This is a genomic window from Lactovum odontotermitis, from assembly GCF_054658595.1.
This window is the reverse complement of sequence record NZ_BAAGGQ010000007.1, coordinates 81253-99867: the sequence shown is the minus strand read 5'-3', so window position 1 is coordinate 99867 and position 18615 is coordinate 81253. Positions and strand designations below refer to the sequence as shown.

Genomic DNA, 18615 nt, shown 5'->3' with positions numbered 1-18615 from the left:
TAGGAGAAAATAAAATGCATTTAACAGTTATAGAAATCATTTTAATCACAGTCTACTCATTCATTGCGATTAATGATTCACTGATTTCCAATACTCTGCAGCAGCCCGTTATTGCCGGTATGGTTTCAGGGGCTATTATGGGAGACTTAAAGACCGGGCTAATGGTCGGCGGGACGCTGCAGCTCATGCGCTTGGGCATTGCCGCCTTCGGCGGCGCCTCTATCCCGGATTACTTTACGGGTGCAGTGCTTGGAACTGCTTTTGCAATCATTTCTGGTAAGGGGGCGACTTACGGGATTGGACTCGCGGTGCCTGTCGCACTTTTAATGCTCCAGCTTGACGTAGTGGCGCGTTTCCTCAATGTTTTTCTGCTTCATCGAATTGACAAGGCCATTGAGAAAGAACGGTACGGCAGCATTTCCAGGCTGGTGCTTTCCGGAAGTCTGCTGTGGGGCTTATCGCGGGCAATCCCGATTTTACTCATGCTGATTATCGGCGACGTTGCGGTGACCACAATTACAGATGCCATGCCGCTTTGGCTAATGAACGGATTAAAGGTTGCTGGTGGCGTGCTTCCAGTTGTCGGTGTCGGGATTCTCCTGCGCTATCTCCCTACCAAGCAGTATCTGCCGTTTTTGTTTATCGGTTTCTTTCTTGCAGCTTACCTCAATGTGCCAATGATGGGAATTGCAATTTTGGGCTTAGTTGCAGCGCTGCTCGTGTTTAAGCGTGACAGTGAAAAAACAGCAGATCAGATGGGAACCGCTGCAACAGTAAATCAGAGATTTGAAGGAGGGATTGACAGTGATGAGTGAAATAAAGAATACAAATGGAATTGAAACGTCCAAAATTACCAAAAAAGATTTGAATAGAATGAGCTGGCGCTATATTTTAGCCAGTCAGCTGAATTGGAACTACGAGCGAATGATGAGCTCCGGTTATTTATACGCCATTCTGCCTGTTCTGAAAAAGCTTTACGGACATGACAAAGCACAGCTCATGGACATGGCAAAAACGCACAATCAGTTTTTCAACACCAATGCAAATTTCGGCAACTTGATTTTGGGCATTGATGTTGCTATTGAGGAAACAGAAGGTTATAAGGCCAAAAGCACGGTCGCAGCCTTAAAAACAGCTTTGATGGGCTCACTTGCAGGTGTCGGAGATTCACTTTTTCACGTGATTTGGGGGACAATTTTCGGCTCAATTGCAGCTGCCTTAGCTCAGAAAGGCTCAGTTGCCGGCTGCTTCATCTGGATTGCTGCTAATATTGTACTTTTGTTCGGCCGGGCTTATCTGCTGCCCCTGGGCTATCAGCAGGGAGTGAAGCTGGTAACGACCTTGAAAGATAAGCTTTCTGCCTTTACAAACGCAGCCACCGTTCTCGGCGTGACCGTGATTGGAGCACTGATTCCGTCGGTTATAAAGGTTGCGACACCATTGGTTTATAAGCATCACGGGGTTAACCTTTCAATGCAGACAACACTTGACGGTATCATGCCGGCCCTAATTCCCGTATTGCTGACACTTTTGACTTTCTGGATGCTTGGCAAAAAGAAGCTGAATTCAACACGGGTAATCTGGATTATACTGATTGCGACAATTATTCTGAGTGCCGCAGGAATCATCGGCTTGCCAGTTCCACCTGCGAAATAATGAGTTAATGTGTTACGGCTAAATAGGTAATAGTAATAAATGGTATAATAAATGCATGGAACTTAATGAATATCAGGAAAAAATCATCAAATTTGATTTATTTGACAATCGCACTGAAACTGTACAAATTGATATGCCCTTTCTTGATAAGGTGCTGGGCCTGGCAGGTGAATCCGGCGAAGTGGCTGACAAGGTCAAGAAATTGATTCGTGACAGAGACGGGAAAATTTCCGCGGAGGAACAGAAGGCGCTCGCTCTGGAATTGGGTGACTTGCTCTGGTATCTGGCAACCTGTGCGCGCTATCTAGGCTTGACGCTGGAAGACGTGGCCGCCGGCAATTTGTCTAAGCTGGAATCACGCCTTGAGCGCGGGAAAATCGTCGGCTCCGGAGACAACAGATGATGAAAGTTCTGATTGCAGCTGGATTGGCAGAAAATGCAGATTTCAAACTGTTCAATGCCGCTGATTTTGATGCCGTGATTGGTGTAGACGCAGGTGCATTGTGGGCGCTGAATCAGGGCTTGGCGCTGGATGCAGCAGTGGGCGATTTTGACTCAATCGGCCCTGAAGATTTCCGGCTCCTTTCAGAGACCGGCACAGAGCTTCTTAAATTCAAGCCTGAAAAAGATGAGACAGACCTGGAACTTGCTTTAGCGCTGGCTCTGAGAAAATATCCAGAAGCTGAAATCACGGTGACAGGCGCATTAGGCGGGCGCTTGGACCATGAACTGACCAATATTTATCTGCCAATAACGGAGAAATTTATTAAGTTTGCTGAGCAGATTAAACTGGTCAATTCACAGAATTATGTACAATATCTGACAACAGCCGGCGAGCATATTCTGCCACGGCTCGAGGGTATGAAATACATCGGCTTTGTCAAAGTAAATGCCGCGAACTTCAGCATTTCAAACGCCAAATATCCGCTGAAAGTCGAGGACAATTTCGCCGAGATTTACGCCAGCAATGAGTTTATTGCCGAAACCATGACTGTGAGCTTCACGTCGGGCTGTGTGATTGTGATTTATTCAAATGATAAAAAATAGAAAACTGGGTGCAGTTTTTCGTCAGCTGCGCGAAATGAAGAACCTCTCACTGAGTCAAGTGGTAGAGGGAATTTGCTCAAAATCACAGCTTTCCCGCTTTGAAAACGGCGAAAATGACATCGGTGCTGAAAAACTTTTCCAGCTGTTAGATGCAATCAATGTGACTTATGAAGAGTTTATTTATCAGATTAGAAATTTCGACCTGACAGATTTTGAGCGACTTTTCTCCGAAGCCGCAAACTACGAAGAGAAAGGCCGATTTGACAAAATTGAACTGCTCAGACAAAAAGAACTAGCCAAAGCCGGTGATATCCATCGATTCAATGCTTACGCCCTGCAGTCGATTATCGCGATGCATGGCGAAGCAGAGAATTTGACGGAAAAAGAAATTTCAGACGTCGTGGACTATCTTTTCAGCATTTTAGAGTGGAGCCACTATGAAATTTGGATTTTTCTAGCCACTTCGCAGCAGTTGCCGTATCCTCTCTGTCTTGAGTTTGCCAAAGAGATGTCAAATCGGACGTTATTTTACCGGAAAGTGCCGGACAATCGCGAACTTATCTGCCATCTCATGAGAATATTGGCATTTGTTGCAATTCAGAATCACGATGTTGAAAATGCTGAAAGATTCTTAAAGGGCTTTCTTGAGCTGCGCGGTGACAATGATTGGGTAAGACTGATTGCGGCGCCGCTTATCGAAATTCGTATGCTTAAAGAAAAAGGAGAGGTTGAGGAAGCAAAAAAGCTCTGGAAACAGCTGATTTCTGCTTATGAACTCCTGGGAACAAATCCCAAAAATCTTGAAGATTTGAAAAATGAAGAGTTTTAATCGTTGTAAATTTGCAACGATTTTTAATTTGCTCTGTTCAACTGATAAAATCTAAAAAAAATAGCTGAACACTGTTCATATTAAAAAGGAGCTTACTTATATGAAACTAATCAGAGCAAACAAAACCTTCCGCAGCCTTTTCTTATCACGGACTTTCAACGAATTCGGCGCCAGCCTCTTCAATATCGTTTTCCTGGTCTATGCTGCGGGCTATCCCAATGCAACCTTTTACATCTCACTGGCCGCACTGACAGCAGCCCTGCCGAATTTCCTGCCTGCCTTCACCGGATTTCTGGCCGACAAAACACGAGACAAAAAGCGAGGCCTTTTTCTAGGTTCATGGCTGCAGACTGCACTTTTCCTGCTGATGGCGCTTCTAATCGGATTCCGCTCAATGCCGGTCTTTCTCATCTGCTGCCTGATTAACTTTGTATCAGATTTACTGGCCTCTTACAAAAACGGCCTGCAAATGCCGATTATTCAGGCGCATGTGGCAGCTGAAGATACCCAATTGGCCTTAGGCACATTTCAAGGACTAGGCTCTGTTTTTCAACTTGTTGGACAACCGCTTGGCGTCGCACTCTTAGCCGTTTTTCACAACTCATATGCAGGCCTGAGCCTCATCAATGCCGTGAGCTATTTTATCTCCGGTCTTGTCCTGCTAAGTTCAAGAAAATATCTGGACATTGATTATCAGCCGTCAGAAGAAAACTTCCAGTTTAATTTTAAAGAAATCTGGAAAAATGTCTTATCCGTTTTCGAAAAAGACGGCAGCGGCAATGCTGTCTCATTGCTTGTCGGCGTTTTACTCATGAACTTCATTGCCAACGGCGTCCTGGCCATGATTGAACTGGCAATGAAGCACTACAATCCCTTCGGGAATAATTACGGCTTTGCCGTGATGCTCTTCAATCTGATATTTTCACTGGGAATACTGCTAGGCTCACTGCTGATGAACGATTTTCTCAAAAACACATCCATCCGAACTATCTTGCTCATTGAATTTGTCCTCATCATACCATTCGCCCTGACACTGACCAGCTTTGGCCAGATTGCCGTCATCATATTTTTCATCTGCGGCTATACCTTTTCAAAAGTAAATCCGAAATTCGGCAGTTACATGATGGAAGTTGTCTCTTCTGAAAATCTCGCCAAAATCTCCGGCAGCATCACGACCCTCTTTGCATCCTGCAGCTCCATCGGCACCATCGTCTTCATAGCCATGGCCAATATTACCGGTGTGCAGCCGACGCTGATATTCCTGTCAATTCTTGCCCTGTTTGCCCTGATTTACTTGTCGTTTTTCGGGCGGAAAAGTGTTAAAATAGAAGCATGAAAATAGGAATTATCGGCGGCACGGGCGGTATCGCGGCGAAAGCCTATCTACCTGTCTATGCAGCACTGCAGAATCAGCACGAATTCACGATTTATTCGCGTGAATTGGCCAAAGCCGAGGCAACTCGTGCAAAGTATAATTTTGCCAAAGCGACGCAGGTCTTGTCAAACCTGGATGCGTCGGATTTGGTCTTTATCCATGCGGCGACGTCGGCGCATTTTGAGATTGTCAAGCATTTCTTGGCGGCGGGCGTCCATGTCGTGCTGGATAAGCCGATTACTCAAAATCTGGCTGAGACGAAGGAACTGCTGGATTTGGCAGCGGCTCAAAACGTACTTTTTGTCATTGCCTTTAACCGGCGCTTCGTACCCGCGACGCAGCAGCTCAAGGCGATTCCGGACAAAACTTTCGTCAAAGTCACAAAGAATGTCTCGCCGAATGACAAGTCGCTGACTTTCAATATGTACGACATGTTCATTCATCCGCTGGACACGCTGATTTACCTGCTGGACGACGAAATCACGGATTATCACACTCAGCTGGTGGCGGAAAATGCCCGCCTGCAGCGGGCCGTGATCTTTTTACAGACCCCCACATGCACAGGTATTGCGAGTATGAACCTGGAATCAGGTGCTTTCACGGAAGAATTCACCGTTGAAGCCAAGGGCGAGACAGCCCGGACAGTGGATTTGAACGAGCTTACCAGATATCAGGGCTTGAAGGTGGAAACAGGACATTTCCATGGCTGGGAATCAACACCGTATGCCCGCGGCTTTGACAGCGTTGTGAGAGGCTCGATTGATGCAGTCGCAGACTTTGACGGGACAAACCGCGCAGAGTTGATGGACAGACTTCATCAGAAAAATGTGTTAAAATCTCACGAAATTATTGCAGAAATGCTAGAAAGCAGATAAAATGGCCATCTTAAAAATCGAGTATTACTCCGAAGTTCTCGGCATGAACCGCCCGGTCAATGTCATTTATCCAGAAGCCAGCAAGGTTGAAAACTATACGGGAAAAGACATCCCGGTCCTCTACCTGCTCCACGGCATGTCAGGCAATGAAAATTCCTGGCTGATTCGCGCAGGTATTGACCGGCTGGTGCGCCACACCAATGTGGCCGTGGTCATGCCCTCAACTGATTTAGGCTGGTATACGAAGACAAAGTACGGCATGGATTATTTCGAGGCTACGGCGCATGAGCTGCCCCGTGTGATTCATGAATTCTTCCCGAACCTATCAGAAAAGCGGGAGAAGACCTTTATTGCAGGTTTGTCTATGGGCGGCTATGGTGCTGTCAAGCTAGGGCTTGCGACGAACAAGTTCAGCTATGTGGCCTCCCTCTCTGGCGCTTTAAAATTGCCTGGACATGTGACCGAAAATTCGGAATATTGGCAGGGGATTTTCGGCTCGGAAGAAGAGTTTAAGACATCTGATGATAACTTGTCTAATTTGATTCAGCATTCGGACGAGCGTCCGAAGATTTATGCCTGGTGCGGGGCGCAGGATGAGCTCTACGCGGGCAATAATGTGTTTATTGAGGAATTGAAAACTCTGGGCTATGACGTGACCTACGAGACTTCGGACGGCATCCACGACTGGTATTACTGGACGCAGAAGATTGATACGGTTCTTGAGTGGCTGCCGATTGGATATGTGCGCGAGGAGCGCAAGATTTGACCGGTTTATTGTAAAACAGAAAATGCGTTATCATACTAAAATTTTTTCCTCTTTTAGCTTAGCCCAATCTGGGCTTTTTTGGTAAAATAGAGGCATGACAAATCACATTGTACTTTTTGAGCCGCGGATTCATTTTAATACGGGGAATATTGCGCGTACAGCTGCGGGGACGAATGCTGTGCTGGATTTGATTAAGCCGTTTGGTTTTGAAATCACGGATAAGCATTTGAAACGCGCAGGTCTGGACTACTGGGATAAGGTGGATATTCGCTATCATGAGAGTCTGGCGGATTTTACGGCGACGGTAGATGGGGATTTATTTCTGATTACGAAGTTTGCGGAGCGGACCTATTCGGAGGCGGATTTTTCGGACACTTCGAAAAATATGTATTTTATGTTCGGCCGCGAGGACACGGGCTTGCCGGAGGAATTTATGCGGCAAAACTCTGATAAATGTCTGAGGATTCCGATGAATGATGAGCATGTGCGCTCGCTGAACTTGTCGAACTGCGCGGCTCTGGTTATTTACGAGGCGCTGCGGCAGCAGGGTTTTGCGGGGCTTGAGGCGGTGCATACTTATGAAAAAGATAAGCTGAAATGAGTGAAAAGTTTCTGAAAACAGGTGATTTGATTGGCGTGGCAAATGCGCTGCTGCCAGAGTCTGAATGGAGTGCGGCGATTGCTGCCAGTTCGAGAGCTGACAGCATTTATGACCACATCGGTATGGTAGAGGTTTTGCCTGACGGCCAAGTTTTTGTCTGGAATGCGAATCCTACGGACGGTGTGATTGCTGAGCCGCTGGATGTCTTCACGGTGCGTGAAGAAGCCAGGGTCAGAAAGGTTTTTGATGTTTTTCGCGTGACTGCGGCAGTTAATTTTGACGAAGTCCTGGAGAAAATGCGTCCGCTGGCGGGTTTGCCTTATAATTTCAGTTTTGTAAAGGCTGAGCAGAGTTATTATTGCTCGGATTTGATTGCCCGTTCTTTCCCGGAGAATGTCTTTCCTGCAGCGCCGATGCATTTTGAGGGGGATTTCTGGCAGGGATATTATGATGAGCTGGGTATTGACATTCCGGAAGGCCAGCCGGGTACGCATCCCAACGATATGCTGGCGCAGGCGAATGTTGTCTATATTGAGAATTTACGTAATTTAATTTATGAATGAGAAAATTTATTTTAGCGGAAAGGTCGGGGCTATCTTTTTCAGCAATCCGTCGAATCTTTATAAGGTGCTGCTGCTGGAGATTGATGACAGCAACGACGAGGGCTACGAAGACAGCGAGATTGTCGTGACGGGGACGATTGGCGATATTGTCGAGGGCGACCGCTATGTGTTTCACGGCCATCTGACGAGTCACCCGAAGTACGGCGAGCAGCTGGCGGTTGAGACTTATGAAAAGGCTGCGCCTGCAACGGGCGACGGTCTGATTAAGTATCTGTCGTCGAGTAAATTCCCAGGCATCGGCAAGGAGACGGCCAAGAAGATTGTCAAGCTTTATCCGAAGAATACGGTGGATGCGATTTTGGACAGTCCGGAAAAACTGGACAAAATCCTGCCGCAGAGCAAAAAAAATGCATTTCTTCAGCATTTGTCCGAAAACCACGGCATGGAAACGGTGCTGTCGCGGCTCTATTCTCTTGGACTGACAGGGCGTGTGGCGGCCCAGATTTTCAACCAATACAAAGAGAAAAGTCTGGACATGCTGAAAGAAAATCCCTATCAGCTGGTTGAGGATATTGAGGGCATCGGTTTTGCCACGGCGGATAAGATTGCGGCTGAGCAGGGTATCGGCGCTGACAGTCCGGCCCGTTTTCGTGCGGCTTTGCTGCATGTGCTGCGGCAGCAGCCTTTTCAGACTGGTGATACTTACATTGAGCGCGAGCATTTGCTGTCGATGGCGGCTTATCTGCTTGAAAGCTCGCGTCCGGCTCAGATTCTGATAAATCCGGCAGTTCTGACTGCGCAGATTGACGAACTGGCGGCGGACAAAAAGCTGATGCTTGTCGGCGATAGACTTAATAGCAAAGTCTTTGAAATCAGCCTTTACCGGGCAGAAGAAGCGATTGCGGCCAATCTGACGCGGCTTTTGAAGCGTCCGAAGGAAGTGCTGAATCATGAGAAAGTGGACAAAACGCTGAGTGATGTCGAGCGCGATTTGGACATCAAGTATGATAAACTGCAGAAATCAGCCATTGTCCAGGCGCTGGAAAATCCTGTCTTTATCTTGACGGGCGGCCCGGGAACAGGCAAGACAACCATTGTCAACGGTTTTTTAGAAGTTTATGCTCGGCTGAATAAAATCAGTCTCAATGAATTGGACTACAAAGATACGCTCTTTCCAATTCTGCTGACAGCGCCCACCGGGCGCGCGAGCCGGCGCCTGTCAGAATTGACGGGGCTCTCGGCTTCAACGCTTCACAGAGCCCTCGGAATCACCACAGACGACGAAGTCGACGACCTGGCCAATGACCTGTCCGGACAGCTCCTGATTGTCGATGAGTTCTCAATGGTTGATACCTGGCTGGCCAACAAGCTTTTTGCAGGCGTGCCCTCAAACATGAAAATTCTGATTGTGGGCGATGCGGACCAGCTGGCCTCGGTCGGACCTGGTCAGGTTCTGACAGATTTGCTTCAGATGTCCAATATGCCGTCGGTGCGACTGGACAAAATTTATAGACAGTCTGACGATTCTACCATTACGGATTTAGCGCATGACATCAAAAACGGCGTACTGCCGGCGGATTTCACTGAGAAAAAGGCCGATCGGAATTTCTTTCCGGCGACTTCTTATCAAGTGGCCAATCTGATTGCACAAATTGCGGGCTCCTGGCTAAAAAGAGGCAACGACCCTTTTGCGCTGCAGGTGCTGATTCCCATGTACAAAGGCGCTGCCGGCATCACGGCGATTAACCGGATTCTCCAGAATATTTTCAACCCGAAGAATGAAAATCTGGAGTTTGCCTTTCTGGACAGTGTTTTCCGCGAGGGAGACAAGGTGCTGCAGCTGGTGAACAATGCTGAGAATAATGTCTTTAACGGTGATTTGGGCAAGATTACTGAGCTGATTCCGGCCAAATATTCTGACAGTAAGCAGGACGAAATTCTGATCGATTTCGATGGACAGGAGCTGAGTTATGTCCGTGCGGACTGGGCAAATGTTCGTCTGGCCTATGCTATGTCCATCCATAAGTCACAGGGCTCGGAGTTTGAAAGTGTGATTGTGCCGATGGTTTCCGGTTATTCGCGCATGCTGCAGCGTAATCTGCTTTATACGGCGGTGACGCGCGCCAAGTCTTCGCTGATTCTGCTGGGCGAGGTGGAGGCTTTCGGGCAGGCCATTGCCAAAGAGGGGACAAATCGGGCGACTTTTCTGCTGCAGCAGATGAAAAAGTTCTCCGGGGATTCGGATTTCGCGCCAGATGAGGGAGAAGAGGCAGAAAATGGACAAATACTAGATGTAGTGTCCGATTTTGAGCCGAAGCCGTCGATTCTCAGCCGGATTTTGGTTGAATCTGAGGATATCGACCCGTTGATTGGGTTGACAGACGCGGACTTTCAGCTTTTTGGAAAACACGAACGTTTTAAGTAAATATTCGGTAAATCTCTGACATATTAAGTGACAAAAACACTATATTTTGATATTCTAGAGTTGCGAGTAAAATTGCGGAAAAAATTTTAAGGGAGTTCATTTTCAAAATGAAAAAAAGTCTCAAACGTATTATTGCAGTCTCAGCTGTGGCTGTCCTCAGCGCTGCAGTATTGGCCGTCGGCACAAGTGCTGATGCAGCAACGAAAAAAATCAAGGAATTGAAAATTTCTTTCATCCCTTCAAAGAATCCGAGTGACATCACAACTGCCACAAAGGGACTTGATACTTTGCTGATTAAAGAGCTGAAGAAGCAGGGCTACACTGTGAGCAAGGTTGATACTTCAACCGGTACAGACTACAATGCAGTTGGCAAGGCACTGGATGCGGGCACTGTTGATATCGGCTGGGGCGTTTCCGGCGGTACTTATGCGGCTTATTCCAAGGGCGCAGAAGTTATCCTGACGGCGACTCGTAAAGGTTTGAGCAACGACGATTTGAAGAACACTAAAAATGCCGTAAATCCTCAGTATTGGAACGACCATAAACCAACGACATATTCAAAAGATGAAGTGACAGCCTACCGCGGGCTGCTTATTGCCGGAAATTCAGAAGTCGGCAAGCAAATGGCGGATTACGTGAAAAAAGGCAAGAAAATTCCAGTTGCGCTGATTAAGAAAGCAAAATGGGGCTTGTCTTCAACAACATCAGCTTCAGGTTATCTTTACCCTTCAGAATGGCTGACGAAGAAATACAAGATTTCAGTGCGTGACCTGCCGAATGTAGTCACAGGACTTGATTACGGGACAGCCGCAGCCGACCTTGCTTCAGGCACAGTTGACGTCATTGCCGGCTACGCGGACCTCCGTATGGACTTCGCCGAGGACTGGACAACCACTTATCACGCAACAGATACAATCTGGAACCAGACCAATGTCATCGGTGTGACCGATGAAATCTACAACGATGCCATTCTTGTGTCTAAGACTTCTGATAACCTCAAGAAATACCCAGGTCTCAAGAAGGCGCTGCAGAAAGCAATTGTCAGTCTGTCTAAAACTGAAAAGGGCAAAGAAATCATCAAAGTTTATGCACATGACGGCTACAAGGTTTCTAAAGCCAGCAACTACAAGCCATTCTTCAAGATTTTGCAGGATGTTGCCAACGAAGGTTAAGATGCGAAACACGCCCGCTTTGAAGTGTAGAAATTTACCCCTAAAGGGGAAAGCGACCTCTAAACCGCTAAAGCGGTAAGAGTCTGCTTAGGAAATTGAGGTTCTGCCTGAAAGGCAGGTTCTCAATTTATCTAATTTCCTAGCTTCAGGCGTGTTGAGCTCAGTTAGGTTAAGATGCGAAACACGCCGCTTTGAAGCGTAGAAATTTACCCCTAAAGGGGAAAGCGACCTCTAAACCGCTAAAGCGGTAAGAGTCTGCTTAGGAAATTGAGGTTCTGCCTGAAAGGCAGGTTCTCAATTTATCTAATTTCATAGCTTCAGGTGTGTTGAGCTCAGTTAGGTTAAGTTTCATGAAAAATTAGCCGAAATTATTCCTGTAATTTCGGCTTTTTTTCTGCCATTATTCATTTTATTTTTTATAACATTTTGATACAATAAGAGTTGTAACTACAAATATTTATATAAACGGAGTTCAAATGATAAAATTTGAGAGCGTAGGCAAGATTTATCCCAATGGTTTTCCAGGATTGACCGATGTGAATCTGGAGATTCAGGACGGTGAATTTGTCGGGATTATTGGTACTTCAGGTGCCGGCAAATCAACCTTGGTTAGAACAATCAATGGTTTAAACAATGTCACTTCCGGCAAGCTGATTGTCAATGGGACAGATGTTGCCAAACTCAGAGGCAAAGAATTGCGGAGATTCCGCCGCAAGGTCGGTATGATTTTCCAGTCCTATAACCTAGTACCGCGGATTTCAGTGCTGCGCAATGTTTTGACGGCTTTTGTGCCGGACATGTCTTTCGGCAAGGTGCTGTTTGGTCTCTTTTCTAAAGAAGATAAGATTAAGGCGCTGGAGGCGCTGGACCGCGTGGGGATTCTGGACAAGGCTTATACACGTGCCGACCAGCTTTCGGGCGGTCAGCAGCAGCGTGTTTCTCTGGCGCGGGCATTGGCTCAGGATTCAGATATTCTGCTGGCGGACGAGCCGGTTTCTGCGCTGGACCCGGTGACTGCCAAAGAGGTCATGGACGATTTCAAGCGTATCAATGAGGATTTGAATAAAACAGTTCTGATTAATATTCACCATGTTGAGCTGGCGCTGCAGTATGCCAGCCGGATTGTTGCCATCAAAAAAGGCCGGATTGTCTATGATGGTCCTTCAAGCGAGGTGACGCAGGAAATTCTTGATGAAGTCTACCGCAAGGAAACGGAAGAAGCAGGGAGTGAAAAATGAAAAACTTTTTTCAGCCAAAAACTTACATTCTGTCCGACGGTCAAGTTGTCAAGGAGAAGCGCTCGCTAGCCTGGCTTTACTGGCTGATTGTGCTGGCCATTATTTTTGCCTCGATTCGCTTGACGGAGTTTGACTTTGTGGGGCTGGCACGGCGCGGGCATTCGTTCTTTGCCATGATTGCTGACTTATTCCCGCCGGACTGGGCTTATTTTTCCCATGTGGCGACGCCTTTGTTTGATACGATTAAAATGAGTTTTCTGGGCTCCATTCTGGGTGCTCTGGTGGCGATTCCTTTTGCGGTGCTGGCTTCGCATAATATTGTCCGGAACCGATTTGTCAATCAGCTGGTGCGTATTCTGCTGACGATTACGCGAACTTTTCCGACGCTGGTGATTGCCTTGATTGCAACTCATGTCTTTGGTCTGGGCACTTTCGCCGGGCTTGTAGCCATCTTTATTTTCACTTTTTCCTTTGTCGGCAAGCAGATGTTTGAAAATATTGAAACGGTGGATATGGGCGCTTTTGAGGCGACGGAAGCGCTTGGCGTGGGACGTTTCAAGGCCTTTGTGGTTGCAATTGCGCCGCAGGTTGCGCCGTCGTATTTGTCGACATCTTTGTACGCTTTTGAGGGAAATGTCCGGTATTCGACGATTCTCGGCTATGTGGGCGCGGGCGGTATTGGGACGATTCTGAATGACCGCATGGGCTTCCTGATGTACAAGGATGTGGGCATGATTCTGGTGGCTATTCTTGTGACGGTGATTATCATTGAATTGACCAGCACGCTGATTCGCGCGAAATTGGCTTAAATGAAGTGGAGAATAGAATATGACTGATACAACTAAAAAAATTCTTGACTTTTATGAAAGTCGTCCGCGCCGAATGGCGTATATTTCGCTGATTGTCGTCATTGTCCTGGGACTTTGCTGGTGGTCAAGCTCGTCGTTGAGCGGCATTCATATGACAAGTCAGGGTGTGCGTATGGCGCAATCTGTGCTTGACGGCATCATTCACCCGGACACGAAACTATTGTTTGAAATGGGCACTCAGGGTGTGCCGTATCTGCTGCTGCAGACCATTGCCATTGCGATTCTGGGAACCATTGTAGGGGCGATTATTGCCATTCCGCTGTCATTTTTGTCAGCGACGAATATCATGCCGCGGCCGCTGGCCTATTTCTTCCGGCTGGTCATCATGGCGATTCGGACAATTCCTTCCTTTGTTTATGCCCTGTTTTTCGTCGGCGTGGTGGGAATGTCGCCCTCGGCGGGCGTGCTGGCGCTGGGACTTGAGTCAATCGGCATGATTGCGAAGCTCTTTATAGAATCGATTGAGGACTTAGACACCGGAATTCTCGAATCAATGGATGCTGCCGGCTCAACGACCATGCAGAAAATCCGTTTCGGCGTGCTTCCTCAGCTGATGCCGGACTTGTTCTCCAATCTGCTTTATCGTCTGGACATGAATTTGCGTAATGCGTCAATTCTCGGTCTGGTCGGTGCCGGCGGTATTGGTGCGCCGCTGATTTTTGCCATGAACGGGCAGATGTGGCCGAAAGTCGGTTCAATTTTAATTGCGCTCTTTGTGCTGATTGTGGTGGTGGAGCTGATTTCTTCGCAGATTCGGAAGGCTTTGATGCGCGGATAATTCATAAGAAGATGATAAGAGGCTGAGAAGCCTCTTTTTTCTGTCAAAGGATAGAATTTTCCGTATATTTACATTTTTTTGCTTTAAAAACGTAAATTCATGTAGCAGAATTCTGTTAAATAGTGTAAAATAAAAGTAACACAATTGAAATTTTTGCCGAGTAATTGCGTATAGGTTACTTATCACTTCTCAAGGAGTTCACTTAAATGATTGATATTATCAATTTGAACAAGCGTTTTGAAAATGGATTCACAGCGCTTGAATCTGTCAGTTTCACGATTGAAAAAGGAGATTTGGTTTGTCTGCTGGGACCGTCTGGCTGTGGTAAATCAACGATTCTCAATTTAATTGCCGGCCTTTTAACGCCGACTGGCGGAGATATTAAATTTGATGGTCAATCCGTGGTCAAAACGGCGCCGAAAGACCGCAATATCGGTTTCGTTTTTCAGAACTATGCGCTTTATCCGCACATGACGGTGCTTGAGAACATCATGTTCCCGCTGACAGTCGGCAAAAATAAAATGGCCAAAAGCGAAGCTCAGAAAATCGCCGAAGAATACATGAAGTTGACAAATATCGAAGAATTGTCCGGAAAGAAACCCGGGACGCTCTCAGGTGGTCAGCAACAGCGTGTGGCCATTACACGGGCGCTTGTTCAAAAACCTGATATTCTGCTCTTGGACGAGCCTTTGTCGAATCTGGACGCTCGTTTGCGTTTACGCATTCGCGAAGAAATTCGTCGCCTGGTCAAGGAAGTCGGCATCACCGCAATTTTTGTCACCCACGACCAGGAAGAAGCCCTGTCTATTTCTGATAAAATCATCCTGATGAATGAGGGCGTAGTGCAGCAGTATGCACTGCCTCAGGAGCTTTATCTAGAGCCGGCTAATCTTTTCGTGGCAAATTTTATCGGCTCGCCGATTATCAACTCCATGAAAATCACAGTGAAAAATGGCCAAATGGATTTCGGCGATTTTCAGCTTCCCTTGTCCACACTGGTAGAATCACGCAAAAAAGCTGAAATCACTGACGGCAGCTATACTTTTGCCATCCGCTCAGAAGATGTCAGCCCAGAGTTGTCCGGCGGCGTAGTGGAAATGGAAACAGACGACAACGAAGTCATCGGCCGCGACTGCATTCTCCGTTTTGAGAAAAACGGGCTGGTGATTAAGTCGGTTGTCAGTCTTGAGAAGGCCGTCAAAAATGAAACTCGAAGTTTAGTCTTTAATTTCAATAAAGCCTTTGTCTTCAATGAGGCTGGAGAGCGGGTCTACTGATGTTTAAATTTAGACAAGGTCATAATCCTGAGAATCAAAAAAAGGCCTGGATTTTTCTGGCGCCCGCTTTGATTCTTATCCTTATTTTCAGTATTTATCCGCTCTTTCGCTCCTTTTACATGAGTTTCCAGTCGGGATTCATACTGAATCAGCATTTTGCCGGACTTGAGAATTATCAGAAGATATTTTCCGACCCGATTTTCATCCGCTCGTTAATCAACACAGCAATTTTCGCCATTATCGTAGTGCCTTTGGCTTTGATTATCGCACTTTTTATTTCCTGGGCGATTTTTGAAAAAGTCAAGTTTAAATCTGTCTTTGAGGCAATTTTCTTCATGCCTTATGTCACGTCAGTGATTGCCATCGGCATGGTTTTCCGTTATTTCTTCAATCGGGATTACGGCGTGATTAACTTTATTCTGGGTCTTATCGGCATTCCGTCGGTCAACTGGCTGGACGACCCGAGCATGTCCATGCCGACGCTGATTATTTTCGGAATTTGGAGCGCTCTGGCTTTTAATATTATTATCCTGCTGTCCGGTTTCCGCAACATCAGTCAGGATTACTACACGATTGCCGACTTGTTCGGCGCCTCCAAGTGGGAGCAGTTCCGCAGAATCACGCTGCCGCAGCTGATGCCGACCATCAGTTTTCTCCTGACGGTGAATCTGATTGGCGCTTTCAAAGTTTATACAGAAGTTTACGCGCTCTTCGGCGGGCAGGCAGGCATTGCGAATTCGGCAGTGACCGCAGTCTTCTACGTCTATACCAAATTCTATAATTTGGGGCAGTCGGGTCCGGCCATGGCGGCTTCGGTTGTGCTCTTTGCGATTATCATTATCATGACAATCCTGCAGCGGCTGATTACAAGAAGTCATCGGTCATAGAAGGAGTTTGAAAGAATGAAAATAAAAATTTCGACAGCGGTAGTTTACATAATATTAATTATGTTCAGTATTATCACGCTCTTCCCATTTATCTACATGATTCTCGCTGGGCTGATGACACACCGGGAAATGGCAAGCATGCCGCCGACGCTGATTCCGGCGCACTTCCAGTTTACCAATTACGTGCAGGTCTTCAAACAAGTCCCTTTCTTGCAGTACTTTATCAACACGCTGGTCGTCTCGCTTGCGACAACATTTGCAACGCTGGTCACCTGTACACTGGCAGCCTTTGCGCTGACCAGCCTGGAGTTCAAATTCAAAAAAGTCATCTTCGCGCTCCTGATTGGACTCTTGATGGTGCCTTACGAATCGATTATTTTCACAAACTACAATACAATTCTGCAGCTGGGCATCAAAAACACCTATGCGGCGCTGATTATCCCCTTTCTGACCAGTATTTTCTATATCTATTTCCTGAATAATTACATGGCCGCGATTCCAGACAGTCTCTACAAGGCGGCCAAAGTCGACGGCGCGAGCGACCTGGAGTACATCCGCCGCATCCTGGTGCCGATGATTTCACCGGCCCTTGTGACAGTGGGCATTCTAAGCTTCATCATGAGCTGGAATTCCTTCCTCTGGCCTTTACTGGTGACGGATACGGATACGATGCGCCTGCTGAACAATGGTCTTGCTTCATTTGCGACAGAGGCCGGCGCACAGACGCAGCTGCAGATGGCGGCAGCCACATTGACCGTCGTGCCGGTGCTGGTGCTCTACTTTATTTTCCGCAAACAAATCATCAGAGGGGTGGCACGTAATGGCATCAAAGGATAAAATTGAAATCATTTTTCATGCGGGTGTCTTGACCATCGGCGGAACAGTCGTCGAGATTGCCTACCAGGACTCGCATATTTTCTTCGACTTCGGCACCGAGTTCCGCCCCGAGCTGGACCTGCCGGACGAGAGCCTCCAAACTTTGCTCGAGAACCGCCTGATTCCGGAGCTCAAAGACATTTACGACTTTCGTTTTGAAAATGAGTATAAAGGACTGCCCCGACCTGATTTTACGCACACAGCCGTCTTTCTGAGTCACGCGCATCTGGACCACACGCGCATGGTCAACTACCTAGACCCCAGCATTCCCATGTATGCGCTGAAAGCAACAGCAGAAGTGCTGCCCGTACTCAATCAAAATGGGGATTTCCTGATTCCACAGCCCTTTGAAGACGATAAGGCTTTTACCAGAGAAATCATCGGCATTGCGCCTTACGGCACTGTCAAAGTCGGTGACATTGAAGTTGAGCTGGCGCCGGTAGACCATGATGCCTACGGTGCCTGCGGCATGATTATTCGCGTCGCCGGCAGGAAAATTGCTTATACCGGTGACTTGCGCCTGCATGGTTATGACCCTGATGATACTCTCAAGTTCACTCAATTGGCCCGACAGGCCGACATGCTCATCATGGAAGGCGTATCCATCAGCTTCCCCGAGCGTGAAGCAGAAGAGAATGAGCCTGTGGAACATCCGATTTATTCTGAGCAGGATTTGATTGATGAATTTGTCCGCCTGCAGAAAGAGAATTCTGAGCGTCAGATTACATTTAACGGTTATCCGGCCAACGTCAAGCGTTTCAGCCAGCTGGTGAAAGCTTCGCCTCGCAAGGTTGTCCTGACGCAGGATATGGCACTGCTTTTGAAGAAAATCTTTGGTCAGGAGACGCTGTATTATGTCATGCCCGGAGCTGAGCGCCGTGAAGCCTTGAATCCTGCGCTTGAAATTGATTATTCGACGTTATTAGCTGATAAATCTGACTATCTCTGGCAGGTGGAGTCTGACTTTGATAAACTGCAGCGGGGCGGACTTTACATCCACTCAGATGCGTCACCTTTAGGAGATTTTGACCCGCATTATCAGCCATTTCTTGACATGCTGTCAGAAAACGGCATAGAATTTGTACGTCTGGCTTGCTCGGGCCATGCCGTACCGGACGATTTGAAGAAGATTGTCCAGCTTATCGAGCCTAAACTCTTGGTTCCAATCCATAGCTATCATCCAGAGCGTCTGGAGAATCCCTATGGTGACAGAATACTGCCCGAACGCGGGCAGGTCATTGCACTGTGAGACGAAAAACTCACATCAAAAAACCTTTGTGCTTTTTTTAAGATGTGAAGCATGCCCGTTTTGAAGCGTAGAAATTTAGGGAAATTGTGGTTCTGCCGTAGGCAGCTTCCAATTTCATCTAATTTCCTGGCT

The 18615-nt window shown here is 47.1% G+C and carries 19 protein-coding genes; all 19 read left to right on the top strand.

Annotated elements, in window-relative coordinates:
* Window positions 1-14 precede the first annotated feature (14 nt).
* The 19 genes from ACYQ2E_RS05575 (at window position 15) to ACYQ2E_RS05485 (ending at window position 18483) form a co-directional block, all read left to right on the top strand.
* Window positions 15-815, top strand: a complete 801-nt coding sequence (locus ACYQ2E_RS05575) for a PTS mannose/fructose/sorbose/N-acetylgalactosamine transporter subunit IIC (protein WP_460017088.1) — start codon at window positions 15-17, stop codon at window positions 813-815.
* The gene (locus ACYQ2E_RS05570; RefSeq protein ID WP_460017087.1) at window positions 808-1656 is read left to right on the top strand and encodes a PTS system mannose/fructose/sorbose family transporter subunit IID; all 849 of its coding nucleotides are present in this window, start codon (window positions 808-810) and stop codon (window positions 1654-1656) included. The genes ACYQ2E_RS05575 and ACYQ2E_RS05570 overlap by 8 nt, the downstream gene beginning before the upstream one ends.
* A 55-nt stretch (window positions 1657-1711) precedes the next feature.
* Window positions 1712-2059 carry a nucleoside triphosphate pyrophosphohydrolase family protein gene (locus ACYQ2E_RS05565; protein WP_460017086.1) on the top strand — a complete coding sequence of 116 codons (348 nt, stop codon included), beginning with the start codon at window positions 1712-1714 and terminating at the stop codon, window positions 2057-2059.
* The gene (locus tag ACYQ2E_RS05560) at window positions 2056-2703 is read left to right on the top strand and encodes a thiamine diphosphokinase (protein WP_460017085.1); all 648 of its coding nucleotides are present in this window, start codon (window positions 2056-2058) and stop codon (window positions 2701-2703) included. Before ACYQ2E_RS05565 ends, ACYQ2E_RS05560 begins: the two co-directional genes overlap by 4 nt.
* Window positions 2690-3532 (top strand): helix-turn-helix domain-containing protein, encoded by an 843-nt coding sequence (locus tag ACYQ2E_RS05555; RefSeq protein ID WP_460017084.1) that lies wholly within the window; start codon window positions 2690-2692, stop codon window positions 3530-3532. The genes ACYQ2E_RS05560 and ACYQ2E_RS05555 overlap by 14 nt, the downstream gene beginning before the upstream one ends.
* A 100-nt stretch (window positions 3533-3632) precedes the next feature.
* A complete protein-coding gene (locus tag ACYQ2E_RS05550; protein ID WP_460017083.1) occupies window positions 3633-4868 on the top strand; it encodes an MFS transporter in 1236 nt (411 codons plus the stop codon).
* Complete coding sequence (locus tag ACYQ2E_RS05545; protein WP_460017082.1) at window positions 4865-5782, top strand: Gfo/Idh/MocA family protein; 918 nt, start codon at window positions 4865-4867, stop codon at window positions 5780-5782. The genes ACYQ2E_RS05550 and ACYQ2E_RS05545 overlap by 4 nt, the downstream gene beginning before the upstream one ends.
* Window position 5783: 1 nt before the next feature.
* A complete protein-coding gene (locus tag ACYQ2E_RS05540; RefSeq protein WP_460017081.1) occupies window positions 5784-6548 on the top strand; it encodes an alpha/beta hydrolase in 765 nt (254 codons plus the stop codon).
* Window positions 6549-6642: 94 nt separating this feature from the next.
* The gene (locus ACYQ2E_RS05535) at window positions 6643-7149 is read left to right on the top strand and encodes a tRNA (cytidine(34)-2'-O)-methyltransferase (RefSeq protein ID WP_460017080.1); all 507 of its coding nucleotides are present in this window, start codon (window positions 6643-6645) and stop codon (window positions 7147-7149) included.
* On the top strand, window positions 7146-7712 hold the full coding sequence (locus tag ACYQ2E_RS05530; protein WP_460017079.1) for a YiiX/YebB-like N1pC/P60 family cysteine hydrolase: 567 nt from the start codon (window positions 7146-7148) through the stop codon (window positions 7710-7712). The genes ACYQ2E_RS05535 and ACYQ2E_RS05530 overlap by 4 nt, the downstream gene beginning before the upstream one ends.
* A complete protein-coding gene (gene recD2 / locus ACYQ2E_RS05525) occupies window positions 7705-10137 on the top strand; it encodes an SF1B family DNA helicase RecD2 (RefSeq protein ID WP_460017078.1) in 2433 nt (810 codons plus the stop codon). Before ACYQ2E_RS05530 ends, recD2 begins: the two co-directional genes overlap by 8 nt.
* Before the next feature lie 107 nt (window positions 10138-10244).
* Window positions 10245-11309, top strand: a complete 1065-nt coding sequence (locus ACYQ2E_RS05520; RefSeq protein ID WP_460017077.1) for a PhnD/SsuA/transferrin family substrate-binding protein — start codon at window positions 10245-10247, stop codon at window positions 11307-11309.
* Window positions 11310-11785: 476 nt separating this feature from the next.
* Window positions 11786-12547: a phosphonate ABC transporter ATP-binding protein gene (phnC, locus tag ACYQ2E_RS05515; protein WP_460017076.1), complete on the top strand. Its 762-nt coding sequence runs from the start codon at window positions 11786-11788 to the stop codon at window positions 12545-12547.
* Complete coding sequence (gene phnE / locus ACYQ2E_RS05510) at window positions 12544-13356, top strand: phosphonate ABC transporter, permease protein PhnE (RefSeq protein WP_460017075.1); 813 nt, start codon at window positions 12544-12546, stop codon at window positions 13354-13356. The genes phnC and phnE (ACYQ2E_RS05510) overlap by 4 nt, the downstream gene beginning before the upstream one ends.
* A 19-nt stretch (window positions 13357-13375) precedes the next feature.
* The gene (phnE, locus tag ACYQ2E_RS05505; protein ID WP_460017074.1) at window positions 13376-14194 is read left to right on the top strand and encodes a phosphonate ABC transporter, permease protein PhnE; all 819 of its coding nucleotides are present in this window, start codon (window positions 13376-13378) and stop codon (window positions 14192-14194) included.
* Window positions 14195-14400: 206 nt separating this feature from the next.
* Complete coding sequence (locus ACYQ2E_RS05500) at window positions 14401-15471, top strand: ABC transporter ATP-binding protein (RefSeq protein ID WP_460017073.1); 1071 nt, start codon at window positions 14401-14403, stop codon at window positions 15469-15471.
* Window positions 15471-16358: a carbohydrate ABC transporter permease gene (locus tag ACYQ2E_RS05495; protein ID WP_460017072.1), complete on the top strand. Its 888-nt coding sequence runs from the start codon at window positions 15471-15473 to the stop codon at window positions 16356-16358. The genes ACYQ2E_RS05500 and ACYQ2E_RS05495 overlap by 1 nt, the downstream gene beginning before the upstream one ends.
* Window positions 16359-16373: 15 nt before the next feature.
* Window positions 16374-17195: a carbohydrate ABC transporter permease gene (locus tag ACYQ2E_RS05490; protein ID WP_460017071.1), complete on the top strand. Its 822-nt coding sequence runs from the start codon at window positions 16374-16376 to the stop codon at window positions 17193-17195.
* Complete coding sequence (locus ACYQ2E_RS05485) at window positions 17179-18483, top strand: MBL fold metallo-hydrolase (protein ID WP_460017070.1); 1305 nt, start codon at window positions 17179-17181, stop codon at window positions 18481-18483. Before ACYQ2E_RS05490 ends, ACYQ2E_RS05485 begins: the two co-directional genes overlap by 17 nt.
* Window positions 18484-18615 lie beyond the last annotated feature (132 nt).